Below are 21,624 nucleotides of genomic sequence, written 5' to 3' on the forward strand. Positions count from 1 at the left end.
CAGGCCTACTACTCGCCGGTCATGGACTATATCCAGATGCCGCCCTTTGAGGCGTTTCGCGATGCTGCCGGATACGCAGCCGTGCTCAGCCATGAGGCCACGCACTGGACTGCGGCTGCACATCGCGTCGGCCGTGACCTTTCGCGTTACGCCAAGGATCGGACGGAGCGTGCGCGTGAAGAACTCATTGCCGAGCTTGGCAGTTGCTTCCTCTGCGCTGATCTCGGCATTGCACCGGAGCTCGAGCCACGGCCGGATCACGCATCCTATCTGCAATCGTGGCTATCGGTCCTTGCCGACGACAAGCGGGCGATCTTCCAGGCGGCGGCCCATGCGCAGCGCGCGGTGAGCTTCCTGCATTCCTTGCAGCCGGACGCGGATTTGAAGGCTGCGGCCTGACACTCAGGCGCGGTCGGCACCACCGGTGGCGGCCGCGTGATCGATGTCGCGTTGGTCTTGAAGACCTTGTGCAATATCAGCATCCAGCCTTCTCCAGATCGACGGTTTTGCAGCGTCGGGTTTTGGTTTGCGGGATGGTTTGCGCTCAATGATGAACGGCTTGGTCTGCTGACGCATTGTTCCTCCAGGCGGCGATTCGCGTGTGCACGATATCGCACGGCGCATAGCGGGCAAGCCGGCCAATGTTTACGGGGTGGCGTTTCCCCAACTCAAGCATGCGGCGACGGCGGTGCAAGTGAGGCGATGGAACGCATGCCATTCGTGCCCAGGGCAAATGCGGCGGACTGCCATTGCCATATCCCTTCACGTCAGAGTTTCCGGCAGCCCATCTGCGGGCTCGATGTGGCATGTCTGACCGGAGACCGGCTGCGCCTCGATCGTCTTCCCGCAACGACAGGGCTCAGATTTCTTACCCCGGATCCCTCACGGGCTCCTCCTCTCCCACTAACAAATCTGCGACTTGTCGCCCTCCATTTCATTGCGGCCCAATCGCCACCCCAGCGCGCGAGCGCGATGGGGACCCCGGCTGGGTGCGGTCCGATCGTCCCCAGTCTTTGCGACTGCCATCGAGGCCGCGATGGGCGCGGCCCGAACATGAGAAAAGGAATACGACAATGGCTACCATCGGCACTTTCACCTCCACCGAAAACGGCTTCACCGGCTCCATCCGCACGCTCGCCCTCAACGTCAAGGCGCGCATCGCTCGGGTCGAGAATCCCTCGGACAAAGGCCCGCAGTTCCGCGTCTACGCAGGAAGCGTTGAACTCGGCGCGGCGTGGCAGAAGACCTCCGAGCAGGGCCGCGACTACCTCTCGGTCAAGCTCGACGATCCGAGCTTCCCGGCTCCCATCTACGCAACGCTCGCCGAGGTGGAAGGCGAGGAAGGCCTCCAACTCATCTGGTCTCGCCCGAACCGGGACTGACTGACATCACCAGGCTCCGCCATCGGCGGGGCCTTCTTCTCTCCGGAGAACCAAAGCCGGACCGGGCATCGAGCCAGGCCCGGCTTTTTTGGTGGCATACTGTGAGTGGGGAAGCTGCTCAGAACGAGTGATCCTACCAAGCGGGCATACCGGTCTCAAGGATGAGCGGTTCCCCCAATTTACTCCACCTGCCCAGTGGGCAGCCTCCGTAAATCGGCTCCCCCACTCCCCGGCTCTGCCGGTCGCTGGCGCGATCCCTGACCCCGCCATCCCGTTCTTGGGGCCAGCGGTCATCTTTCACAAACGTCAGGAGACGAAGATGACCTACGAACTCGAAATCCAGATCGAAGAACTGCGGGCCGAGCTGCGTAACGCTGTCGATGGCGCCGAGCGCCGTCAGATCCAGGGCGAGCTCCAAGTCGCCCAAGCGGAACTGGCCATCGCTGCTGCCGAGATGGAGGGCCTTGTCGAAGCCGAGCCGCCTTTCTGAGGTGGCGGGTGTCGTATTCGATCTGCCGCAATTCTCCTGTCGATCCCATTTCATCGACATTGGGAATGATGCGGATTGTGCGTCCTGCCGCAACCTGATGCCTGCAGAATTTTCCCCGCCTTCGGCTCCTCGCGGGCCAAAATTCAGCGGTCCCCAGGTCCTCCGCTGCGCTCCGGCCGTTACCGGTGCGGCACTCCTTCCCGATCCGCATTTCATCCCCGCGACGAAACGCAATCGACAGGAGAAATCATATGCAACAGCTCGCTAAATTCTTGACAGCAACCGGCCGTCGGCTTGGCATCCTCGCAAAGGTCATCGGTCACCTTTTTCGCAAGGGCAAGCTCGGTCTGAAGGTCGCGATCAAGATCCCGTTTTTTGTCGAGATCGAGATCAGCTACGAAGTCGACGACAAGCGACCCGAGTAAGGCGCCATCAGGGCCGCTTCGGCGGCCCACAATCTCCACCGTCCACCGTCAAATATACGCTAGTTGGCTACTTTGAGACCTTGGGCGCTGGGACGATAGCCCTTGGCTCGCTTTTGACGGGTGAGGGTGAGGAACAGGTTGACCGCATCTTCTTCCCGCTCGAAATGATGGTTCATGCACTGCCCCCGTCGACCGATCCGCCCCCATGAGCGGATCAGGCAGGCTTCCCCGAACAGTGTGGCGGTGATCTCCATCGCGTAGTAGCGAGCCATGTTTTTAGTGGCATCGGTGCGTTCGACATAGAGATGATAGGGCTGAGCGATCATGCCCGTAGAATCTGAAATTTCGCGATCGACGTCCAACGACACTTGTGAATCGGTGAATGCGTATCGATTCATATCAGTGAAGTTTTTCCGGGCGAGACGCCTTCGTCGTGCGGCTCTAGTCGCGGGGCGACCGGAGCCCGCACGCGGTCTCCGCCCCTCCGGATGACGATCCTCTCGCAAGCTTCCGGTCGCAGGACATCATGTTTCCTTTGGCTTCATTCGATGCGTCATGCCCGATATAATCGACGACCAACAATCAATCCCATCACAGTAGAGGCTCACCTGTGACATGGAAGCTCTGAGCTCGCGCGCTGCGGGACGTGATGAGAGAAATTCCGTCACGAATGCCTGCATCGATGCTGCCTTTGCTGTGGGGGGTAGAAAGGCAAGCAGAAAACTGAAGCTCCTCAGATGAACTGCCCTGACGATCTTCATGCCAGCGGGTGTTTTGTATCCGACAAACCCGACACGATTGATGGCAGGCCTCACAGTCATCGGCACTCCGTCGTGCGCTTCTTCCTCAGTTAGGTGGCTTGGATATGTCATCTCCAGGAAGAGCTTGACGCTCCGCCCGATCGACTGATTTTTCCCCATTATATAGGGCAGGAGCGGCTGAAAAAGCGCCGCATCGGAACTGCTCATACGCGCTGAGTTGTACGACATCTTCAGAAGCCATCGCTTCAACAAGTGGTAGTCATATTCCAGTTTCACCTCGTCGCCGCGCTCGCGGATCAAACTGAATTCACGATCAAACACCTGGCATATGTAATTATCCAGGCTCGACAGCTCTCCGTTGTTGCAGGTCGCACAAACATCGCGAATGGTTGGCTCGTTAGATAATGCCTTGCCCAAACGCGCTATCCAGAATTTTTGCTCTCCCCCATCAAGAAGAGCAGCCACCCGTCGATGCAGGCTCGCCGGCCAAAGGTGTTCCCTGGTTCGCTTTGCATCCGTCGGTCCGCAGAATGCACATTCCCATTCGCTCACTGTTCCCCCCAAATATTGGACTGCGCACGACGTCGTGTGCCTGTCGGGCGCGTTGCATCAACCGCTAGAAATATGCTCATCATATCTGTCTAGTTGCAAAGCGTCTGCTGGTCTTACCATGGAGCGAGTCGCATTGCATTGTTTCGCACAGGTTCAATAAATGAAGTCGACGCCACTGACCGGCGAAAATGCCGTTAAGCTGATTGAAAGCCAACTTGCTCAGCATGCCGGCGGCGTGTTGGAAGCGCTGGCGAGGTTCGAGCCTGACGCGACCGTCAGATCCTGGTTCGAAACAATCAGGGCGATTGAGGAGCTCATTAATCTGCCCGGAGAAATGGATGATGAGGTACTTGCTTCAGCGCTGTTCGGTCTAAATCTTGAACCTCACGAGTTCGGTCCACGTAGGCTAAAATTCGTTCTTCACTACCTCGGCTATTATTATGGAGCCGCATTCGAGCAACGGCAGACGTTGCTCCTACTGCAGCTTTCTCGGATGCAGAACAGCTTTGCGATGGCGGGACACATCCCCGCTGCGATTGGCCTGTCGTCGGTAGCGCACGCAGTCGGTTACCTACAGTCCCGGCGCCGTCACTTGATGAGCTTGCTCTACATAATTCCCCAGGCATGCAGGGGGACGGTCCGCATGCCCCATCCCGATGCCCTAGCCTGGATGCTGTCACAGGCCGAGATCAGCGGGACGACAATCACCGGGCTTTTGCAGCAACGGGCGATGAGCGAGCTTCATGATGACTTCAAGCTCTACGTCGAGCCGCATGGGTTCACCACTTCGCACCATTATCATACCCTCGACGACATGTCTCTTGAGGCCGAACGAGTGCCTATCATCGACCTAGCCTCCGACGCCGCGCCCGTAGAATATGAGCCTGTCCCGTCGGATCGCGTTTTCAGTGCCGCCGAGTTGCGCAACGACATCGCATTGATGGAGGCAGCCTTCGCTGAGTTCAAACTTGAGGATACCGCTTTCGCCGGCCTGGCGAGCGTGGTTCGCGACCTCTCCTGGCAAGTCGAGGACGATTTCTGGGTGACGATATCACCGCAAGATCTGGATGCACTCGCGGACAAGCATCGGGTCTCGCTTCCACATAGGCGTCTGCTGACAGCATCGAGCCCGACATTCGTTGCTGCGCTCAACTGTCATGCTGCTTTCGTTCCCTTCGAGGGGGCACTGCGCAGCTCCGTCACGTCGCTCAGCCGGTTCCTCTACAATTTCAAAAATGTCTGCCTCTACAGCAAACGTCGATTTCAGATCCGTTCCGGCTTTATCTTCGAAGAGCGCATCAAGGAAGAGCTTGCAAAGCAGGGGTTCGAGGTCCATCCGATCAAACGCATCGACCGAAAAGAGTTCGATGTTGTCGCAACTCGTGGCGGCATCGTTTTTAATATCCAGTGTAAGAACAATCTGGTCGATCCGTCATGGATTGATCTCGACCCGGCACGTTTCATTCGCACAAACCGGACGTTGGAACGCTACTATGAGCGGGCGATCATCAAGGAACGCTCGCGAGAGGAACTGCTCAAAAATCGCCTTGGCATGGACAGGGTGGAGCCGTTCGTGATCACCCGATTCCCAATCGTAACGAGTAACCCGCGTATCTCCTCTCTGTCCCGCATTCGCGAGTTTTCCATCAAGGCGGATGCGATATTGAACGCCAATCCCGTCACCTAGTCACACCAACCGCGCCGCGCCCCTGCCCACGGCCTTGCCAGCTTCGCAGCGATCAGCATCCCACCGATGGATTGCCCATTCCTGAGAACAATACGAAGCTTGCGGCCATATCGATCAGCGTCGCGATCGGCTGGTGCCAGCGTGAACGGTCCAGCATTCAAAAGGGCAAACAACATCTGTTTCGCGGCCATGCCACTCCGTCGCTCGGCCTCGCATCGCGGCGGGCTGAGTTCGGGCGCATCCACATCCGCTATTCGAATTTTCTGGCGCTTAAACCAGAACGTATCACCGTCGACCACACAGTCTACCCGCCGTCCTTCGCCGCAAATCGTAAAGTCAGCTGACAGGTCGTCTGCATTCGCGGGTGCAACGCAAGTGCCAAAAGCCGTCGCAACTATCGCCAAGAGCATCGCAGTTCTCCCGACGATTCCATAGCGCCGAATGTGCGCGGTTTTTGAGTTCATTGCGGGTCTGCTTCGCGCGGTTCGAGTGACGCATTTGACGATGTGGAAAAGCGATGGAAGCGGTTTTGCCCGACGCAACTTTCCATATCGTTGCGCCGGAACCAGATTGCGCGGCCGCAGCGTAGCGGTGCATTGCCAGCGGTGAACACGATCTGCTCATCCGCCCTCATGCGTAGCACCTCATGGGGCTGGATGAGTGGCCGGGCGGCCAGCTGTTTCGACCGTGTCCGCGACGAGCCGCGTGACTGAAAGTTGCGGCTGACCTGATCGATCTCGACCGTCGTCATGCCACAGCGACGTGAGATGTAGTCTGCCGTTTCCGGATCATTGATGGCCGCGAAACTGATCCAGCTTGCGCTCTCGAACCACTTGCTGGAAGCATCGCGCCCGCCATAGGTTTCGCGCAACTGGCCGATCGACTGATAGATCATCGTCAGCGTGATGCCGTACTTGCGGCCGGCGTCACGCGCTGTCTCCAAAATCCGCATATAGCCGAGCCTTGCGACCTCATCGAGAAGAAAGAGCGCCCTGCCTTCCATTGCGCCATCGCGATTGTAGATCGCGTTCAGAAATGAGCCGATCACGACACGCGCCAATCCGCTATGGGTCTCCAGCGTCTTCAGGTCGATGTTGATGAACACGTCGGTCTTACCCGACGCTATATCCTCGGTCCGGAATGTCGAACCCGAGACCAGAGCCGCATAGTTCTGGTAAGACAGCCAGTGCGTCTCCTTGATGGCATTCGCATAAACGCCGGAGAAGGTTTCAGGCGTCATGTTCACAAATACGGCGACGTTCTCCTTCACGAAGTCCGATCCCGAATTGTCGTAGATATCCTGCAGACGCTGTCGCAGTTTCGGCTCGGGTTCGGACAGGTTTTTGCGGACCTGGCGGAGCGTCTGCTTTTCCTTCTGCGTATGTCCGGACAGGCAGACATCGGCGATGATCGCTGTCAGGAGCTGAAGGCCGGAAGCGCGGAAGAAGTCGTCGCGGACGCCGCTTGCGCGACCGCTATCGCTCATGATCCATGAGGCGACCGAGGCGATATCCTCCTCCTTCGTACCGCCATACTGGCCGACCCAGTCGAGGGCGTTGAAGCCGGTCGCGGGCATACGCGGATCGAGGATCCTGACTCGCCGGCCCGCTTCTTCACGATGTTTCGAGACCATGGGCGCGACCTCGTTCGACGGATCGAGCACGATGAGCGATCCGCCCCATTTCAGAGCAGTCGGGATCGTGACTGAGGTCGTTTTGAAACCGCCCGATCCAGCGAAGACGATACCATGCGAGGAGCCGAACGATCCGTCGAAACAAAGCAGCGACGACTTGCCACCTGCACCCCAGGTTTCGGCCGTATCGGCACGGAAAGAGATGCCGGCAACACTGTCACGATCGACGCGATACCGCTCACCGACGACGATGCCGCCGGTCGTCGGGAACAGCTTTTCGGCTTCGGCAAGTGTCATCCAGTCGGCCTCGCCGTGCAAGGCGCGTTTGCCAGTGATGCGCTTCGGTGTAGCCCGCGCAAATGCGGCGTTGCCGACCATCGCCACCCGAACTGCAAAGCAGCCTGACATCAGTGCAGCGGCCGTGCCGATCATGGTCGAGGGATCGAGATAGGATAGCGCGGACTTTCCGGCTGGGACCTGGGGTGAGAGCACTGCCAAGCGTATTCCTTCCCGCAAGCACGCCATCAGGATGACCACAGCATTGCCGATAGCGGCCCCAAGGCCTGCAGCGCGAATGCTCGCCGACCCCGCCGTTCCAAACAGGAAAATCAGGCCGAGCGCCGACGCCACCATATAGGGTGCGGCGACCCCTAGCCGTCCACGAGAAAGCCTTGCAGCCTCCGTCTTTCCGAAGCCAGCGAACCATACCTCGACGCCGGTCATCGTGAACAGGGTTCCGATCATCACGGCGACAGGCAAAACGACGAAAACGATCCTATTCGCCTTCATTGCCGAACGCCTCCGCTCCGATCGCCGTCAAACGTGTCCGCTCCTTTTCGTCGGACTTCAGCCGCTTTTGCAGGTCGATCAAGGCGCCAAGCAAAAGCGCTCGCTTCTCGAAGCGTAGGCCTGCTTTGACGATCAGGCCGCCGAGCTCAATCTTGTCTCGCGTATCCTTCTTCCGGGCATCGGACGTTGCGTTCCTGCTCATCCTTTCAAGCCTCGCGATCGCTGCCCGAAGTCGCGCCAGACGCGAGCGTTTCGGAATGCCCGCTGCCCGTGCCGCTTTCCCCTGCCCCTTTCCGTCCGCTCGTGCCGGACTTACCTCCGCGAAAGCGTTTCGCCAGTTCCTCGAACGCCGCCTGAAGCTCAGTCTCCTCGATGTCGATCTCGCCGAGGCCTGCCCGAAGCGCGATGCGACCAATACGCTCGGCCTCTCTCGTTTCCGCATGCTTGAGCTGTTCCTGGAGCTTGGCGATTTCTTCGCGGATCTTGGAGGAAGGTTTCTTCATCTCTGGATTGTCCTCTGATGCTGCTTGTCGTGGTTCACGCAGCCAGAGTCGTTCAGATCGGCGCGCTGATCTACTAACAGAAATGCGAGTAGGCGGAGCCTACGCCTTTGAGCATCATCCCGACCGTTCGAAGGACGGATCCGAAGGGCGCAATTATACGTCGCTGTTGCGACGCTTTGCTTCTCGGCCCTGGCGGGGCTTCCGCTTCTCGCGAACACGTTGATTTCGTTGGGTTGAAGGAGTTCGCCCGGTAATGGCCGTCCCGCATTTCTCAGTCAGCATCGTTGCACGCGGCTCCGGCCGCAGCGCCGTGCTGTCGGCGGCCTATCGGCATTGCGCCAAAATGGACTATGAGCGGGAAGCCCGCACGATCGACTACACCCGAAAACAGGGTCTGCTGCACGAAGAGTTCGTCATCCCCGCCGATGCGCCTGAATGGCTGCAATCATTGATTGCTGATCGGTTCGTATCCGGGGCCTCGGAAGCCTTCTGGAACAAGGTCGAGGAGTTCGAGAAACGCTCCGACGCGCAGCTCGCCAAGGATGTCACCATCGCCCTGCCGATTGAGCTTTCAGCCGAGCAGAACATCGAACTCGTCAGGGACTTCGTGGCGCTGCATATCACCGTTCAGGGCATGGTTGCCGATTGGGTTTTCCACGACACGCCTGGCAATCCGCACATCCATCTGATGACGACATTGAGGCCACTGACCGAGGACGGCTTCGGGTCGAAGAAGGTGGCGGTCACCGGCCCTGACGGCAACGTGCTGCGCAACGATAGCGGCAAGATCGTTTATGAGCTTTGGGCCGGTGGCATCAGTGACTTCAATGCGTTTCGGGACGGCTGGTTCGCCTGCCAGAACCGGCATTTGGCCCTTGCCGGTCTCGATATCAGGATCGATGGCCGGTCCTTCGAGAAGCAAGGCATCGATCTGACGCCGACCATCCATCTCGGCGTCGGCACGAAGGCGATCGAGAGGAAAGCTGAGGGTGGGGAGGAGAAAGCCGCACTCGAACGGCTGGAGCTGCAGGAAGAGCGGCGGGTGGAGAATGCTCGCCGGATCCAGCACAATCCGGAGATCGTGCTCGATTTGATCACTCGGGAGAAGAGCGTCTTCGACGAACGCGATGTCGCGAAGATCTTGCATCGCTATATCGATGATGCCGGTCTCTTCCAAAGCCTGATGGCGCGCATCCTGCAGAACCCGGAAACCCTTCGGCTTGACCACGAACGGATGGACTTCGCGACCGGGGTCCGGGCGCCGACAAAGTACACGACACGCGAGCTGATTCGTCTCGAGGCTGAGATGGCCAACCGGGCGATCTGGCTCTCGCAACGTTCGTCACATGGCGTAATGCAGCCGGTGCTTGACGCGACGTTTGCGCGCCATGAGCGGCTGTCGGACGAGCAGAAGGCCGCCATCGAACATGTCGCCGGAGGTGAGCGGATCGCCGCGGTCATAGGCCGTGCAGGCGCCGGCAAGACGACGATGATGAAAGCCGCCCGCGAGGTGTGGGAGGTGGCCGGCTATAGTGTCGTCGGCGGGGCACTCGCCGGCAAGGCGGCCGAGGGCCTGGAGAAGGAAGCCGGTATCGTATCGCGCACGCTTTCGTCCTGGGAACTCCGCTGGAGCCAGGGCCGCGGGCAGCTCGACGAAAAGACGGTGTTCGTGCTGGACGAGGCCGGCATGGTGTCGTCTCGCCAGCTTGCCCTGTTCGTCGATGCGGTGACGAAGACCGGCGCCAAGCTTGTCCTGATCGGCGATCCCGATCAACTACAGCCGATCGAGGCAGGTGCGGCATTCCGGGCCATTGCGGATCGCGTCGGTTACGCTGAGCTGGAGACGATCTATCGCCAGAAAGATCAGTGGATGCGTGATGCCTCTCTCGATCTGGCGCGCGGAAACGTGGTGACCGCACTGAATGCCTATGAGCAGGCTGGGTTGGTGCAAGCCTACTGGACACAACAGAACGCCATTGAAGGTCTGATCGAGAGCTGGAACCAGGACTTTGACCAGGGCAAGACCACCCTCATGCTCGCTCACCGTCGTCGTGACGTCCGTGAGCTGAATGAACTGGCGCGGGCGAAGCTGGTGGAACGCGGCATTATCGGCGCGGGTTTCGCGTTCAAGACTGAGGATGGTCAACGTCACTTCGCCCCCGGCGACCAGATCGTCTTCCTGAAAAACGAAGGCAGTCTTGGCGTCAAGAACGGCATGCTGGCCAAAGTCGTTGAAGCAGCACCTGGTCGCATCGTGGCCGAGATCGGCGACGGGGATAGCCGAACACAGATCGTCGTCGAACAACGGTTCTACGCCAATGTCGATCATGGCTATGCGACCACGATCCACAAGTCCCAGGGCGCAACCGTCGACCGAGTAAAAGTCCTCGCATCAAGCACGCTCGACCGTCATCTGACCTATGTCGCGATGACACGTCATCGCGAGGTGGCAGAGCTCCATGTGGGCATGGAAGAGTTCACCAATCGGCGCGGCGGTATTCTGGTCGAGCATGGTGTGGCGCCCTACGAACACAAGTCCGGGAATCGCGACAGTTATTTCGTGACGCTCGAGCATCGGGACGGACAGCAGCGCACCATCTGGGGCGTCGATCTCAAACGTGCCATCGACGTCGCTCAGCCCAACATCGGTGATCGCATCGGTCTGAAGCACGATGGATCGGAGACCGTCACATTGCCGGATGGCACGACGGCCGAGCGCAACACCTGGAAGGTCACGCCCATCAGGGAATTGGCAATGGAGCGGCTGACGGAGCGGCTTGCGCGCGATGGGTCGAAGGAGACGACCCTCGACTATGCGCATGCATCGTCCTACCGCGCCGCGCTGCAGTTTGCGGAGGCGCGTGGCCTGCATCTGATGAATGTTGCGCGCACGATATCGAGAGATCGGCTCGCGTGGACGGTCCGGCAGAAGCAGCGGCTGATCGAGCTCACCGCACGGCTCAAGGCACTCGGCGCAAAGCTCGGCCTCGCCCGAGGCCGCACCGACATCTTCATTCCGAACACAGCCAAGGAGGAAAAGCCCATGGTGGCCGGAATTACCAACTTCCCGAAGTCCATGGATCAGGCAGTCGAGGACAGGATCGCTACCGACCCCGCTTTGAAGAAGCAGTGGGAGGAAGTGTCCATGCGCTTCCATCATGTTTTTTCCAACCCCGAAGCTGCCTTCAGGGCCGTCGACGTTGATACCATGTTGCGGGATCCCGAGACGGCCGCGAAGACAATTGCAAGGATGGCTGCTGAGCCTGAAGCCTTCGGCACTCTCAAGGGCAAAACCGGCCTGCTCGCCAGCCGTTCTGACAAGTCCGATAGGGATCGGGCGCTCAATAATGTCGCGCCGCTCGCCGACAGCATCAGCGATTATCTGCGTCAGCGTGGCGAAGCTGAACGCCGCAACCACGCACAGGAACTTGCCGTTCGTGAGAAGGCCGCGCTGGAGATCCCCGCCCTTTCTGCCAATGCGAAGAACGTTCTCGAACGCGTGCGGGATGCCATAGACCGAAACGATCTGCCATCGGGTCTCGAATATGCGCTTGCCGATAAGATGGTGAAGGCCGAACTCGAAGGTTTCGCCAAGGCGGTTACCGAGCGTTTTGGAGAGAGGACCTTCCTGCCACTTGCTGCGAAGGACGCCAATGGCGAGGCATTCCAGCGCGTCACGTCAGGCATGAATGCTGCCCAGAAAAGCGAGGTGCAACAAGCCTGGAATACGATGAGGTCGGTGCAGCAACTGTCCGCGCATGAACGTACTGTAACCGCGCTCAAGCAGGCGGAGGCACTGCGCCAGACGAAAGCTGAGGGGCTCAACCTCAAATGAAGATGCGTCATCGACACAGAGTGCTACGGCGCATGAAACGGCTCGTCTGGTTCTATCGGATCAGCAGCGTCAGCCTGTTCACACTAGGCTTCATTGTGTTCCTCGGAGGTCAGGGCTTCAGGGTCAATCTCACACCAAGCGAGCCCCTGGGCGTGTGGCGGATCGTCAAACCCGATCGGCCGATCCTGGTCGGCGATCTGGTCTTCATTTGCCCACCGAACACCGACGCGATGCGCGAGGCGCGGGCGCGTGGATATTTGCGCTTCGGCCTCTGCGCCGGCCGAGTAGCGCCGCTGATCAAGACGGTTGTGGCGACGTCCGGACAGGTGAACGAGATCCATGACGATGTCCGCATCGATGGTCGGCCACTCCCTCACTCGCGCGTTGCACGGACGGACGGCCAGGGGCGTGAGATGGTGCACTACGATGGTGGTGTCGTTCCGCCCGGCGCGGTCTTCCTCCATTCCGAGTTCCCGGGTTCGTTCGACAGCCGGTACTTCGGTCCTCTGCCGATGGATGGCATCCTTGGATTGGCGCATGAGGTCTGGACCTATGCGCCGTAAGCTCTTCCAAACGGGTGTCCTCTTCGCATTATCAGCCGGCGCCGGATGGATCGGTTGGAGTGGTCATGTGCTCCTCCTACCTGTCGCTACGGCGTTCCCAATACTCTGGTCTTTGGCGCGGACGCGGCTCCACGCGGCGGTCATCTCCGCTGCCTACTTCCTCGCTGCATCGCGGGGTTTGCCGCAGGGCGTGGCGAACTTCTATTCGTCGGATATCTGGCCCGGACTTCTGCTCTGGCTAGTCGCCTCGTCCGCCTTCGTGGTCGTCCATGTCGTGCTCTGGACCGATCGCAAGGGATGGCTGAAACCGCTCCGATACATGGCTGCATGTTTTGTCATGGCGGTTCCACCATTCGGCATTCTGGGATGGGCGCATCCGATCACCGCGGCGGGCGTTCTGTTTCCCAGCTGGGGATGGTGTGGTATCGCGGCGATGGCAGCCGGCCTTGCCGTCATGGCGACGCCGTATCGGCCGGCTGCAGTGATAGCAATGACAGGCCTCTGGCTCTGGTCCGCCGCTGGGTGGACGACAGCGATTCTACCGCCGTCATGGACCGGTGTCGACCTTGAAATGGGCGCGTCACTCGGCCGCGAAGCGGGCCTCCAGCGGCAACAGGACCTGATCGATATCGTTCGCGCCCGACCGCCCGGCACGACGATCGTGTTGCCGGAAAGTGCTCTCGGTTTCTGGACGCCGACGGTTGCTCGCTTCTGGAAGAAAGGGCTGACCGGGACCGATATCACCGTCATCGCTGGAGCCGCACTCATCGATGGTCGCGGCTACGACAACGTGCTCGTGACGATATCCGCTGAGAGGACAGAGATTCTCTACCGGGAGCGAATGCCGGTGCCCGGATCGATGTGGCAGCCGTGGAGAGCCTGGATTGGTGGTGGTGATGAATCTGGCGCGCGGGCACATTTCTTCGCCAACCCCGTCGTCGAGGTCGGCACTGCAAAAGTCGCGCCGCTGATCTGCTACGAGCAGCTCCTCGTCTGGCCGGTCTTGCAATCGGCCTTCCACCGCCCTGAGGCCGTCATCGCAGTTGGAAATGGCTGGTGGACTGCGGGGACATCGATCATCGCTATACAGCGAGCGAGCAGCGCGGCCTGGGCCCGCCTGTTCGATCTTCCTCTCGTCATCTCATTCAACATCTGAAACATGGAGCTCGCATGCTGGATGCTGCGTTGATCAAGGAATGTGCCGACCCATCGTTGAAGCCTGCGATCGTCGAGCAGTTCGTCCAAGCGGTCGGTTCGGACGATCCGCTTGCCATCACGGTGAAGTCTGGTGGCCGTCTGATCCTCATTCCAAAACCGAAAACACCCGAGGAAGCGATCGAGATCGTCCGTGTGAACATTGCTGGCTCTGTCGTGAGGGTTGGTCTGACCCAGATCCCGGCGGGCATAGGGGTGAAGGATGCGTCGGAGCTGAAAGTAGATCTTGTCGAACCCTGCGCCAACCTGCGGACGGGTACGGCAATGTTCGCCAAGATCCTCCGCATCGTTGCGAAGTGGTACGGAAATCCGACGAGCGAAGAGGTTTTCCCGCAGCTGTTCGATGACGCGATCCACGCCTGGCGGACCGGCAAGTTCGAGGGTGAGAGTGTGTTTCAGGCTGAGGATCCGGGTGGCACGGTCGTGCAGCGTTCGAATGTTGAGGTCGAGAATACCGACAAAGCCGAGGATGATGCACCCTCTGAAATGCCGCAAGTAACTCCAACCAAGCCCGACGATGCTGGTATCCGGATCGATCTGACCAGGATCGGGGGCCAGAAGTAGTGGCCGGATCGGGTCTCTGCTTTTCGAATGAGCGAACTTGTCTTGGTCTCAGATTTCCGGGAGAGAATAGCGTGTGAGAACCGCCTCATCGCCCTCGATGCTGATCTCTATCACCTCGTTCAGGAGCTCTTCGCCGCCGGCCACCTCCTCCAAAATGAGTGTGAAGAGGTCGCGTTGCAATGCCGGAACGACCTGAGGCACGATGATAACCAATCCGGCATGGATCTCTTCATTGCCGTAGAGTTTTCTGAAATCACGCGCGTTGTTGGTGACGAAGGTGTAGTCCTCCGAGACGATGCGCGGCATCAGATCCCAATCCTTTTCGCCGCTCAATCCCAGCCAGTTCACATGGAATCCATCGTGGCCGTTATCCTGAGCAACGGCCACGAGAGAGGTGTGCAGGCATTCATCAATCAGGAACTTCACGATATCAGCTGCCGGACGTTTTGCTGGCGGCTTTCGGAAGTGAGAGACGCTTTGCCGATTTCACGGTCGCGCCAAGGTCTGAGAGTTTGCGCGGCCGGCCTCGTGCCGGGTGAGCGGCAGTCCAGATTTCCGCGAGTTCGACCATACGCGTGGTGAGCGAAGGATACCCCTCGACGATTTCCTCGGTGGTCGCACCCTGAGCCTTCATAGCGGCAATCGTCCTGACTGGAACGCGGGTCTTGCTGAACACCGGTTCACCGCCAAGAACACCCTTTACGCTTTCGATAACCCGTTCTGCTTCCCGGAGTGCCTCTGCACGTGCCGCAAGCTGTTGGCGTGCGCGGGCAACATCCACGATCAGATAGTCATCTGCTCGAACAGTGTCGGCATCCGGATTCTGGTCTATCGTGTCGAAGAGCCGCTGGCGACGCTCGGCTGACAGGATCGAGCCGACCCCATACCAAAGCTTGAGCCGCAGCAGGTCATCGTCAGATAGTGCTCGCCCCTCATCTTCAGCAAGGCGCCGGGCGATGATCCGTTTGTCGATTGCGTTGTGTACCGATTTCACGGCGATCTCGCTGACGGCAGCTGCTTCCGCAGGCGTATAGGCGCGTACCAACTGAGTCATAATCATTCTCCTTGGGGAGAATATATAATAGCTTTGGGATGGGAAGTGAAGAGGCCTTTCCGCGATCTGTGAAACAAGCAGAACTGAGGGTATCTAACTCGCGAGGAAAAGCGTTTCTCTTCAGGTCTCTTTGTCGGGCGTGACCAGTTCGACGTGGCTCACACCAAGCGCTTGGGCAATCTCATATATGGTGATGACAGAGGGGTTGCGCTTTCCTCTTTCAAGGCCGCTGAGATATTGCTGGCTATAGCCGGAGCGCGCTTCCACATCCTCCTGTGTCAGGCCTTTTTCCCGACGGAGGCGGGCAAAATTCCGGCCGACCAGCTTGCGCATATCCATGCGCAGAAGATCGACGTTTACATACTTTAAGTTTATCAACTATAGTATGTAATTGAGATTTAAACCGATTTGCCTTTGCGGATACCTCGTTCCAAAGAAGGTTTACACCGGCAGCATATGGGCGGTAATTGGACCGATAATGTTCAAAGCAAGTGCAGACGGGCCTGTGTCTGATACCAAACTAATATTGCGCCCACTTATCGGATTGATGAGTGACCAGACGCCCGAAGAGATAGAACGCCACGTCGTGCGCGAGATAGATAAGCATCGTCGTTTGCGCGATGACGCCGTGATGCTCGAAGCGAAGGTCGATGCCGCGTCTGACCCGGAGACGGCTCGCGAGGCAAGTCAGGCCTATATCACGGCGATGATCGCCGTCCACGCGCAGCAGACGGTCGTATCGACGCTTCTTGATATCTTGGGCTACATACCGGACATGCCGAAATCAAAGGGCCACTGAGCTAGATCAGACCAAACTCCTTGGCCATAGCTGTTGCCTGCGGCAAGCTCGTCGCTCCCAATGCCGACTTGGCGTTACGGAGGAAGAACGCGACATTGGCGTATGTCGTGCTCTCGATGATGGCAATGGCCTTCATCGATTTGCCCTCTGCAGACCAGCGCAGGCAGGTCAGTTCGTCGGACTTCATGCGAATGGGAGTGTGATGGGTCGGCTTCGCTCCCAGACCTTCAAGCCTCGAGTGCAGTTGCGCGACCGCAGAAGCAGCAAGAACCGGGTTCAGCGTTTGCCCCAGGGCAAAGTCAGCTTCTTCAGAAGCCAGGGTGAGCATTGCCATCCGACCAAAGCCGGTCTTGATCGGAATCGTAATCCCGGAGCGTATCCCGAACTCCCCGGCTTCTCCGTAGAAGTTCCTGCGCTCCTTGCTCATCCTCAGCGATGCTTCGTTGGACCAGGCAAATGCCTCAAGCTGATCGCGTGCGCTCCGCACGACGGGATCGATCAGAGCGTAGGATTTCTCGAAGTACCGCTGCTGCCACTCGACGTCATAGTTTGAGATCGCCGTCTGCGTCTCCGCCTGAAGATTGAGATAGGCATAGGCGCCAAATCCCGCTTCACGGCTTAACTTCTCCAAGGTCGCTTTCACCGTGGCTTCGTCATGCGCCAGGGCGACCTGTTCGGTCAAACGCTCAAACCATTGGTTCAATTCATGGCCTCCTTTGAGTGAGGGTATGAACGCAACAAGGTTGCAGTCATAAGTGGCAGTACCCTTTGTAGAGGGCTCGGTAGCTCCGAAACGGAGGCGAAGCACACAATTGTGCCCGCCTAAAGTTGAGTATTAAAAGAAAGAATTTACCCACGCAAGATTGTATTATTCCCTCGCGATTCAATTACATAAGAGATGACCGATTTGCGCCATGGTCTATTCTATTGCCGATATGAACTCGGAAAAATAATGTCTTGATCGACCATCACGTTGAATTTATAGCCCGGCCGGATCCTGATGGTCGGCTGGACATTGAGATTTTTTGAGATGGTCTGCTCGGCCACCCTGCCGAAGCTCTCGGCAAAATTTCGCCTTGCTGCATCAGAAGCAGTATCCTGTGTAGCCAAAGTCGAGCTCTCCGGCATCGACATATCGATCCCCGTGCCGATGATGGCGACAAGCGCGGCAGACCCGAAGGTGCGCCAGAGGTGGCGATCGACCTTGCCCTTGAACCCGCCATACCCCTCAGCATCCGTGCCGGACATGCCACCGATCTGAAGTGTCGATCCATTCGGGAAGATCAGATCTGTCCAAACGACCAGCACGCGCTCCTGCCCGAACGACACCTTGGAATCGTAGCGACCGAATAGCTTCGCCCCCTGCGGGATGAGCAGCCGGTAGCCGGTGGCGCTATCATAGACATTCTGGCTGACCTGCGCTGAAATCCTTCCCGGCAGGTCGGAGTTCAATCCCGTGATCATCGTTGCAGGGATGACCGATCCCCGCTTCAATTCGTGGGGCGAGAGCTGCGGGACGACCTGGTTCGGCAGATAGCCGAGATCCTTGATGTCCTGGTTGAAAAAGTCCTCCTTCGAGGTCTGCCCGTTCTGATCGACGTCCTGTCCGAGCAGACCGGACTTCATCGCAGCGCTATAGAGATCGGATGCGCTGTTCGTCGTGGCATTGAGCGGTTGTCGGGGGTCCGTCCTGCTTTCGGAAGCACTCTTCTGGACCTCGGACACGTCAACCTTGAGCGGAGAATCGAGCGCTGTTGCCCGTGCCTGGAGGCTTGCCATTCTCTGACGCTGGGCTTCACGAAGGATCTGCTCGTCCTGTTCGCGCTTCAGCCGCGCCTTCCACTCGGCTTCCGGCTCGAGTTGCGATCGCCGTTCCGTCCGGACCTCGTTCTGCCGCTCCACGACGGCCTCTCTCACCGGCTCGCGTTCGACAACGACGGGCGTCGGCTGAAACACTTCTCGTTGCTCCGGTTCGCCTATGATCCCGTCCGTCACGCCCCGTTTCAGCTGATCGCCAAACGTTGTTGCCGGTGAAGCGGAGGTGCTGTCGAGCTCGTTCCCGCGGTTGAAGGAGAGGCCTCGCCACGACAGGCCGATGATCACGACACCGAAGAACAGAACGATGATGACGATCGCGACGATGATCGGCAGGCGATTGAGGCGTCTCATACTCTGTTGATCGTCGGCATTGCCCGCTGTGCCGAGCTGAAGCGATTGAACCATGGTCTCCCCTCCCCTCAGTTTCGCTGCATGATCGAAAGCGGACTAGCAGGCGTGGCGCCGGCTGACGTCGCGGTGTAGGCGCGCCCGAGCGCGATGGCCGGTGTGCTGACCCGCGCGAGGACCTGTCCGTCGACGCTGTCGATCGACCAGGCAACCTCGACCGGCTTCTGATCCTTGCCCACTTTCCCGTCGGCGATGACCGTGTATCCCCAGCCCTTTAGTGCAGCCTCCAGGGCAGCCGCATACTCGGAGGTGTCCTTATCCATCTTGAGGATCGTGGTGCCGGCCGGGCCGACCTGTTCGGCAAGGCGGCTCGCCATATCGCCGGCGATGGCGCTCGCGGTGGCGCCAGTGACGGCAATCGGTGTGGAATTTGTGGTCAGCGTCTCATCTGCTGTCTGGCAACCGGAAACGATGGCAGTGAAGATGATGGCGGCGAGGGTCTTTCTCATTCGTCAGCCTCCCCGCCGGATCGTGATCTTCTGCTGGCGCCAGCCGACTCCAGAGACGAGCACTGCCTTGTCGACGGCGTAGTCGACGATCATCATGTCGTTCTTCATGCGATAGTTGACGATGCGGTTCTGGCCACCGCTGACGACAAACAGGACAGGCGCGTCCTGTCCGGAGATGGACCGAGGAAACTGGATGTAGGTCTTGGCGCCGTCGGAATAGACGCGCTTCGGCCGCCATGAGGCGCTACCACTGATCGAGTAGGAGAAGTTCAGCTTGTCGGGGGCGGTCCCCGGAATGCCTCCGGTCTCAAGCCGGGCATTGATGTCGGCCAGTTTCGTCGACACATCCTCCGGATATTCAAACCCGATGCGGGCCATGTACTGGCTGGGATGGGATTTGAGTTGGATATGATAGGTTCGCCGAGAGGTCGTAACAACCATCGATGTGACGAGGCCGGCCTCCGACGGCTTGACGATCAGGTGGATCGCCTGCCCGCCAGTCGCCCCCGATGTCGCCGGCTCGACTTTCCAACGGACCGTGTCACCGACAAGCACGTCGCGGACAATCTCGCCGCCTTGCAACTCGATGTCGCAGACCTGAAGTGGCGAGCAGATGACGGAGGGCTGGGTCTCGCCGTACAGAAAGATGACTTTGCCGTCAGGTCCAGTCGTTACCAGACCCGGCGTCCCCCGCCATTTTCGCGAGATATTGGTCCCCTTCACCTCGTTCGACGTCATGCTTTGCGCCATCGCGTAATCCGCAAGGACAAGCCCGGCCATGCAGCCGGCCACCGCAATCAATCCTGTTCTGTGCATGTGATTTCCCTGCCCTTAGAGCTGTGCGGTCCAGTCGAAGTCCTGGACATAAAGACCGATCGGGTTGAGGCGGATGATCGCCTCGTCCTGTGGCGCGGTCAGCGCGACCGTCGCGATGCCGCGGAACCGCCTCGTGCCGGTTTCCTTGCCCTTGCGATCACGCTCGTATTCGGTCCAGTCGATCTGGTAGGTCTGGTTAGACAGCGCCACGATATTGTTGACCTCGATGGCGACGGTCGATGTCTTGGCCTTTTCGAACGGCGAGTTGCCGCGAAACCAGGCATTGATCTTCTGGGTCGAAGGATCGGATGTTCTGAGTAGCGCATAGGTCCGATCGATATATTGCTTCTGCACCACCGCGTCGGGCGTGATGGACTTCAGGCTCGTGATGAAGTTGCCGAGTGTCGCGCGGACGACGCGGGCATCGGCATACTCGATCTGTTGAGGGAAGCCCGCCGTCACCGAGGTGCCGAGCTTGTCGACCTCGACGATGTAGGGCACCAGCTTGACCTGCGTGCTGAGATACATGGCATAAGTGAAGCCGATTACGGCCATCGAAAGTCCGAGAATGCCGACAATCCTCCATGCGCGCGCGGCCTGGACGTAGGATCCATATCGTTCCGTCCATTCCTGCCGCGCGGCAAGGTAGGGGCTGTCGGGCGGCCGGTTTGCTGCCATCGCTTGTCGCCTTTCTGATTATTACTTGTCGTTTCGTTCTGGCGGCGTCTTGGGGCCGCTTTGTCCGGTTCGGCTCTGATCGAGCTTGGCGTTGGCAAGGCCCATGATCGAACCGGCATAAGCGCCGGGCGAACCGATTGCCTTTTCCTTGGCGGCCGACCCGGCTGCTTTTCCAGCGGACCCGATACCGGCTCCCATGCCGCGAAGTGTTGCGCCCGCAATAGAGGATCCGGCCGCGCGTGCTGACTGAGCCGCCGCGGCTCCGGCTCCGACGGCGCCGGCGGCTAGAGAGGCTGCTCCAAGTGCAAATGATGCGGCCTGTCCACCGTGACGGATGGTTTCCATTCCACCTGTGACCGATGCCCCTTGAACGACGCCTTGGATGATGTTCGGGACATACATGGCGATAATGAAGACCACGACCGCGATCCCGGCGATCGCCAAAGCGGTCTGAAACTGGTCCCCGACGTCGGGCCGGTTCGCCAAGCCGATCAAGACCTCGGAGCCGATTCTGGAAATCATGACCAGAGCCATGAGCTTCATGCCAACCGAGAATGCATAGATGAGGTAGCGGATGGCAAAGTCCTTGGTAAAGGACGAGCCTCCCAATCCGAGCATGATCATTCCGGCGAGCAGACCGAGATACATCTCGACCATCACAGATACAAAGATCGCAGCAACGAGCGAGAAAGCGATCACTGTAACGACCATTGCAAACGCGGCCGAGATTGCGAGGGCGTTGTCCTCGAACAGCCCGAACTGCACCTTCTCTGACATTTTGGTTGCGACCGCCAAACCGGCGTTGAACACATCGGCAGGCGACGCTGTGCCGCCGCCCGCGCCGATTTGAAACAGGCTATCGACGACCGCCTTCGCGAAGGTCGGACCCTGCGCGAGTACGAATGCGAAGAAGCCGACGAGCATGATGCGCCGGACCAGTTCAGCAAACCAGCTGTCAAGGGACGCGGCCTGAAGCGCCAGCCAGACGGCAGCAATACCGATTTCGATCCCCGCGAGAATCCAGAACAGGGATCTCGCCGCATCCATGACGGTGGTCTCCCAACCCTTGGCGGCAGTGGTGATCTCGTTCTGGAGGGCTGTCAGGACCGACCCCTCCTGCGCTATCGCGGGCTGGACCGACACGACGATGAATGCGACGAGCACCGCAATGCCCCTGATCTTTTTGAGCTCAGAGGTCATGCG

Annotated in this window: 26 protein-coding genes; 10 read left to right on the forward strand and 16 right to left on the reverse strand. The window is 59.2% G+C overall.

Annotated features, from left to right (window positions below; translation table 11 throughout):
- On the forward strand, nucleotides 1–399 hold a 399-nt coding region (locus ACQZ5Y_RS26185; protein WP_448782474.1), incomplete at its 5' end, for a zincin-like metallopeptidase domain-containing protein.
- A 3-nt stretch (nucleotides 400–402) separates the two neighbouring features.
- Here ACQZ5Y_RS26185 and ACQZ5Y_RS26190 read toward each other — a convergent pair.
- Nucleotides 403–576 carry a hypothetical protein gene (locus ACQZ5Y_RS26190; RefSeq protein ID WP_174060346.1) on the reverse strand — a complete coding sequence of 58 codons (174 nt, stop codon included), beginning with the start codon at nucleotides 574–576 and terminating at the stop codon, nucleotides 403–405.
- A 497-nt stretch (nucleotides 577–1,073) separates the two neighbouring features.
- Here ACQZ5Y_RS26190 and ACQZ5Y_RS26195 point away from each other — a divergent pair, with 497 nt between their 5' ends.
- The 3 genes from ACQZ5Y_RS26195 to ACQZ5Y_RS26205 all read left to right on the forward strand — a co-directional run bounded on the left by ACQZ5Y_RS26195 (nucleotide 1,074) and on the right by ACQZ5Y_RS26205 (nucleotide 2,297).
- Nucleotides 1,074–1,382 carry a DUF736 domain-containing protein gene (locus tag ACQZ5Y_RS26195; protein ID WP_052821062.1) on the forward strand — a complete coding sequence of 103 codons (309 nt, stop codon included), beginning with the start codon at nucleotides 1,074–1,076 and terminating at the stop codon, nucleotides 1,380–1,382.
- A gap of 319 nt (nucleotides 1,383–1,701) precedes the next feature.
- Nucleotides 1,702–1,872 (forward strand): hypothetical protein, encoded by a 171-nt coding sequence (locus ACQZ5Y_RS26200; RefSeq protein WP_174060345.1) that lies wholly within the window; start codon nucleotides 1,702–1,704, stop codon nucleotides 1,870–1,872.
- 251 nt (nucleotides 1,873–2,123) lie between these two features.
- Nucleotides 2,124–2,297: a hypothetical protein gene (locus ACQZ5Y_RS26205; RefSeq protein WP_174060344.1), complete on the forward strand. Its 174-nt coding sequence runs from the start codon at nucleotides 2,124–2,126 to the stop codon at nucleotides 2,295–2,297.
- Nucleotides 2,298–2,356: 59 nt separating this feature from the next.
- Here the strand turns inward: ACQZ5Y_RS26205 and ACQZ5Y_RS26210 are convergent, their stop codons facing one another.
- Both ACQZ5Y_RS26210 and ACQZ5Y_RS26215 read right to left on the reverse strand, forming a co-directional pair.
- Nucleotides 2,357–2,695: a WGR domain-containing protein gene (locus tag ACQZ5Y_RS26210; RefSeq protein ID WP_174060343.1), complete on the reverse strand. Its 339-nt coding sequence runs from the start codon at nucleotides 2,693–2,695 to the stop codon at nucleotides 2,357–2,359.
- 126 nt (nucleotides 2,696–2,821) lie between these two features.
- The gene (locus tag ACQZ5Y_RS26215) at nucleotides 2,822–3,610 is read right to left on the reverse strand and encodes a hypothetical protein (protein WP_174060342.1); all 789 of its coding nucleotides are present in this window, start codon (nucleotides 3,608–3,610) and stop codon (nucleotides 2,822–2,824) included.
- 160 nt (nucleotides 3,611–3,770) lie between these two features.
- Here ACQZ5Y_RS26215 and ACQZ5Y_RS26220 point away from each other — a divergent pair, with 160 nt between their 5' ends.
- Nucleotides 3,771–5,297 carry a hypothetical protein gene (locus tag ACQZ5Y_RS26220; RefSeq protein WP_174060341.1) on the forward strand — a complete coding sequence of 509 codons (1,527 nt, stop codon included), beginning with the start codon at nucleotides 3,771–3,773 and terminating at the stop codon, nucleotides 5,295–5,297.
- On the opposite strand, the gene ACQZ5Y_RS26225 is transcribed toward ACQZ5Y_RS26220, so the two are convergent.
- Genes ACQZ5Y_RS26225 through traC form a run of 4 tightly spaced genes read right to left on the reverse strand, consistent with a single transcriptional unit; the run spans nucleotide 5,294 to nucleotide 8,222 of the window.
- Nucleotides 5,294–5,707: a thermonuclease family protein gene (locus ACQZ5Y_RS26225; protein ID WP_174060384.1), complete on the reverse strand. Its 414-nt coding sequence runs from the start codon at nucleotides 5,705–5,707 to the stop codon at nucleotides 5,294–5,296. The two genes, ACQZ5Y_RS26220 and ACQZ5Y_RS26225, sit on opposite strands and share 4 nt — an antisense overlap.
- 50 nt (nucleotides 5,708–5,757) lie before the next feature.
- Entirely contained in the window at nucleotides 5,758–7,719 is a 1,962-nt protein-coding gene (traG, locus tag ACQZ5Y_RS26230; RefSeq protein WP_174060340.1) for a Ti-type conjugative transfer system protein TraG, read from the reverse strand.
- Complete coding sequence (gene traD, locus ACQZ5Y_RS26235; RefSeq protein WP_062597704.1) at nucleotides 7,706–7,921, reverse strand: type IV conjugative transfer system coupling protein TraD; 216 nt, start codon at nucleotides 7,919–7,921, stop codon at nucleotides 7,706–7,708. Before traD ends, traG begins: the two co-directional genes overlap by 14 nt.
- Before the next feature lie 4 nt (nucleotides 7,922–7,925).
- Nucleotides 7,926–8,222: a conjugal transfer protein TraC gene (gene traC / locus ACQZ5Y_RS26240; protein ID WP_174060339.1), complete on the reverse strand. Its 297-nt coding sequence runs from the start codon at nucleotides 8,220–8,222 to the stop codon at nucleotides 7,926–7,928.
- Between the two features lie 253 nt (nucleotides 8,223–8,475).
- Here traC and traA point away from each other — a divergent pair, with 253 nt between their 5' ends.
- From traA to ACQZ5Y_RS26260, 4 genes are read left to right on the forward strand one after another with little or no spacing between them, the layout of a single operon-like run.
- Nucleotides 8,476–12,057, forward strand: a complete 3,582-nt coding sequence (gene traA, locus ACQZ5Y_RS26245; RefSeq protein WP_174060338.1) for a Ti-type conjugative transfer relaxase TraA — start codon at nucleotides 8,476–8,478, stop codon at nucleotides 12,055–12,057.
- A 32-nt stretch (nucleotides 12,058–12,089) separates the two neighbouring features.
- Nucleotides 12,090–12,620 (forward strand): conjugative transfer signal peptidase TraF, encoded by a 531-nt coding sequence (traF, locus tag ACQZ5Y_RS26250; RefSeq protein ID WP_236763125.1) that lies wholly within the window; start codon nucleotides 12,090–12,092, stop codon nucleotides 12,618–12,620.
- A complete protein-coding gene (locus ACQZ5Y_RS26255) occupies nucleotides 12,610–13,776 on the forward strand; it encodes a conjugal transfer protein TraB (protein WP_174060382.1) in 1,167 nt (388 codons plus the stop codon). The genes traF and ACQZ5Y_RS26255 overlap by 11 nt, the downstream gene beginning before the upstream one ends.
- A 14-nt stretch (nucleotides 13,777–13,790) precedes the next feature.
- Nucleotides 13,791–14,399, forward strand: a complete 609-nt coding sequence (locus tag ACQZ5Y_RS26260; RefSeq protein WP_174060337.1) for a TraH family protein — start codon at nucleotides 13,791–13,793, stop codon at nucleotides 14,397–14,399.
- A 48-nt stretch (nucleotides 14,400–14,447) separates the two neighbouring features.
- On the opposite strand, the gene ACQZ5Y_RS26265 is transcribed toward ACQZ5Y_RS26260, so the two are convergent.
- From ACQZ5Y_RS26265 to ACQZ5Y_RS26275, 3 genes are all read right to left on the reverse strand, one after another.
- Nucleotides 14,448–14,825 carry a DUF5615 family PIN-like protein gene (locus ACQZ5Y_RS26265; RefSeq protein WP_174060336.1) on the reverse strand — a complete coding sequence of 126 codons (378 nt, stop codon included), beginning with the start codon at nucleotides 14,823–14,825 and terminating at the stop codon, nucleotides 14,448–14,450.
- Nucleotides 14,826–14,829: 4 nt separating this feature from the next.
- Complete coding sequence (locus tag ACQZ5Y_RS26270; protein WP_174060335.1) at nucleotides 14,830–15,453, reverse strand: DUF433 domain-containing protein; 624 nt, start codon at nucleotides 15,451–15,453, stop codon at nucleotides 14,830–14,832.
- Between the two features lie 120 nt (nucleotides 15,454–15,573).
- Nucleotides 15,574–15,792 carry a helix-turn-helix domain-containing protein gene (locus ACQZ5Y_RS26275; RefSeq protein WP_174060334.1) on the reverse strand — a complete coding sequence of 73 codons (219 nt, stop codon included), beginning with the start codon at nucleotides 15,790–15,792 and terminating at the stop codon, nucleotides 15,574–15,576.
- Nucleotides 15,793–15,931: 139 nt separating this feature from the next.
- Between ACQZ5Y_RS26275 and ACQZ5Y_RS26280 the strand changes: the two genes are divergently transcribed.
- Entirely contained in the window at nucleotides 15,932–16,252 is a 321-nt protein-coding gene (locus tag ACQZ5Y_RS26280; RefSeq protein WP_272871268.1) for a transcriptional repressor TraM, read from the forward strand.
- A 1-nt stretch (nucleotide 16,253) separates the two neighbouring features.
- Here the strand turns inward: ACQZ5Y_RS26280 and ACQZ5Y_RS26285 are convergent, their stop codons facing one another.
- From ACQZ5Y_RS26285 to trbL, 6 genes are all read right to left on the reverse strand, one after another.
- A complete protein-coding gene (locus tag ACQZ5Y_RS26285) occupies nucleotides 16,254–16,955 on the reverse strand; it encodes an autoinducer binding domain-containing protein (RefSeq protein ID WP_236763124.1) in 702 nt (233 codons plus the stop codon).
- 221 nt (nucleotides 16,956–17,176) lie between these two features.
- On the reverse strand, nucleotides 17,177–18,475 hold the full coding sequence (trbI, locus tag ACQZ5Y_RS26290; RefSeq protein ID WP_174060332.1) for an IncP-type conjugal transfer protein TrbI: 1,299 nt from the start codon (nucleotides 18,473–18,475) through the stop codon (nucleotides 17,177–17,179).
- A 14-nt stretch (nucleotides 18,476–18,489) separates the two neighbouring features.
- On the reverse strand, nucleotides 18,490–18,927 hold the full coding sequence (trbH, locus tag ACQZ5Y_RS26295; protein WP_174060331.1) for a conjugal transfer protein TrbH: 438 nt from the start codon (nucleotides 18,925–18,927) through the stop codon (nucleotides 18,490–18,492).
- A 3-nt stretch (nucleotides 18,928–18,930) separates the two neighbouring features.
- Complete coding sequence (trbG, locus tag ACQZ5Y_RS26300; RefSeq protein ID WP_174060330.1) at nucleotides 18,931–19,743, reverse strand: P-type conjugative transfer protein TrbG; 813 nt, start codon at nucleotides 19,741–19,743, stop codon at nucleotides 18,931–18,933.
- A gap of 15 nt (nucleotides 19,744–19,758) precedes the next feature.
- Nucleotides 19,759–20,421, reverse strand: coding sequence for a conjugal transfer protein TrbF (locus ACQZ5Y_RS26305; protein ID WP_062428114.1), 663 nt, complete (start codon nucleotides 20,419–20,421; stop codon nucleotides 19,759–19,761).
- A 21-nt stretch (nucleotides 20,422–20,442) separates the two neighbouring features.
- Nucleotides 20,443–21,621 carry a P-type conjugative transfer protein TrbL gene (gene trbL / locus ACQZ5Y_RS26310; protein WP_174060329.1) on the reverse strand — a complete coding sequence of 393 codons (1,179 nt, stop codon included), beginning with the start codon at nucleotides 21,619–21,621 and terminating at the stop codon, nucleotides 20,443–20,445.
- Nucleotides 21,622–21,624 lie beyond the last annotated feature (3 nt).

The sequence above is a fragment of the Agrobacterium sp. A3-95 genome (assembly GCF_053521785.1).

What these genes read in the sequence shown, in the direction of transcription:
- ACQZ5Y_RS26190 (WP_174060346.1), bottom strand. Translation starts at nt 576, where the DNA reads ATGCGTCAGCAGACCAAGCCGTTCATCATTGAGCGCAAACCATCCCGC.
- ACQZ5Y_RS26195 (WP_052821062.1), top strand. Translation starts at nt 1,074, where the DNA reads ATGGCTACCATCGGCACTTTCACCTCCACCGAAAACGGCTTCACCGGC.
- ACQZ5Y_RS26200 (WP_174060345.1), top strand. Translation starts at nt 1,702, where the DNA reads ATGACCTACGAACTCGAAATCCAGATCGAAGAACTGCGGGCCGAGCTG.
- ACQZ5Y_RS26205 (WP_174060344.1), top strand. Translation starts at nt 2,124, where the DNA reads ATGCAACAGCTCGCTAAATTCTTGACAGCAACCGGCCGTCGGCTTGGC.
- ACQZ5Y_RS26210 (WP_174060343.1), bottom strand. Translation starts at nt 2,695, where the DNA reads ATGAATCGATACGCATTCACCGATTCACAAGTGTCGTTGGACGTCGAT.
- ACQZ5Y_RS26220 (WP_174060341.1), top strand. Translation starts at nt 3,771, where the DNA reads ATGAAGTCGACGCCACTGACCGGCGAAAATGCCGTTAAGCTGATTGAA.
- ACQZ5Y_RS26225 (WP_174060384.1), bottom strand. Translation starts at nt 5,707, where the DNA reads ATGCTCTTGGCGATAGTTGCGACGGCTTTTGGCACTTGCGTTGCACCC.
- traG (WP_174060340.1), bottom strand. Translation starts at nt 7,719, where the DNA reads ATGAAGGCGAATAGGATCGTTTTCGTCGTTTTGCCTGTCGCCGTGATG.
- traD (WP_062597704.1), bottom strand. Translation starts at nt 7,921, where the DNA reads ATGAGCAGGAACGCAACGTCCGATGCCCGGAAGAAGGATACGCGAGAC.
- traC (WP_174060339.1), bottom strand. Translation starts at nt 8,222, where the DNA reads ATGAAGAAACCTTCCTCCAAGATCCGCGAAGAAATCGCCAAGCTCCAG.
- traA (WP_174060338.1), top strand. Translation starts at nt 8,476, where the DNA reads ATGGCCGTCCCGCATTTCTCAGTCAGCATCGTTGCACGCGGCTCCGGC.
- traF (WP_236763125.1), top strand. Translation starts at nt 12,090, where the DNA reads ATGAAACGGCTCGTCTGGTTCTATCGGATCAGCAGCGTCAGCCTGTTC.
- ACQZ5Y_RS26255 (WP_174060382.1), top strand. Translation starts at nt 12,610, where the DNA reads ATGCGCCGTAAGCTCTTCCAAACGGGTGTCCTCTTCGCATTATCAGCC.
- ACQZ5Y_RS26260 (WP_174060337.1), top strand. Translation starts at nt 13,791, where the DNA reads ATGCTGGATGCTGCGTTGATCAAGGAATGTGCCGACCCATCGTTGAAG.
- ACQZ5Y_RS26270 (WP_174060335.1), bottom strand. Translation starts at nt 15,453, where the DNA reads ATGACTCAGTTGGTACGCGCCTATACGCCTGCGGAAGCAGCTGCCGTC.
- ACQZ5Y_RS26275 (WP_174060334.1), bottom strand. Translation starts at nt 15,792, where the DNA reads ATGGATATGCGCAAGCTGGTCGGCCGGAATTTTGCCCGCCTCCGTCGG.
- ACQZ5Y_RS26280 (WP_272871268.1), top strand. Translation starts at nt 15,932, where the DNA reads ATGTTCAAAGCAAGTGCAGACGGGCCTGTGTCTGATACCAAACTAATA.
- trbI (WP_174060332.1), bottom strand. Translation starts at nt 18,475, where the DNA reads ATGGTTCAATCGCTTCAGCTCGGCACAGCGGGCAATGCCGACGATCAA.
- trbH (WP_174060331.1), bottom strand. Translation starts at nt 18,927, where the DNA reads ATGAGAAAGACCCTCGCCGCCATCATCTTCACTGCCATCGTTTCCGGT.
- trbG (WP_174060330.1), bottom strand. Translation starts at nt 19,743, where the DNA reads ATGCACAGAACAGGATTGATTGCGGTGGCCGGCTGCATGGCCGGGCTT.
- ACQZ5Y_RS26305 (WP_062428114.1), bottom strand. Translation starts at nt 20,421, where the DNA reads ATGGCAGCAAACCGGCCGCCCGACAGCCCCTACCTTGCCGCGCGGCAG.
- trbL (WP_174060329.1), bottom strand. Translation starts at nt 21,621, where the DNA reads ATGACCTCTGAGCTCAAAAAGATCAGGGGCATTGCGGTGCTCGTCGCA.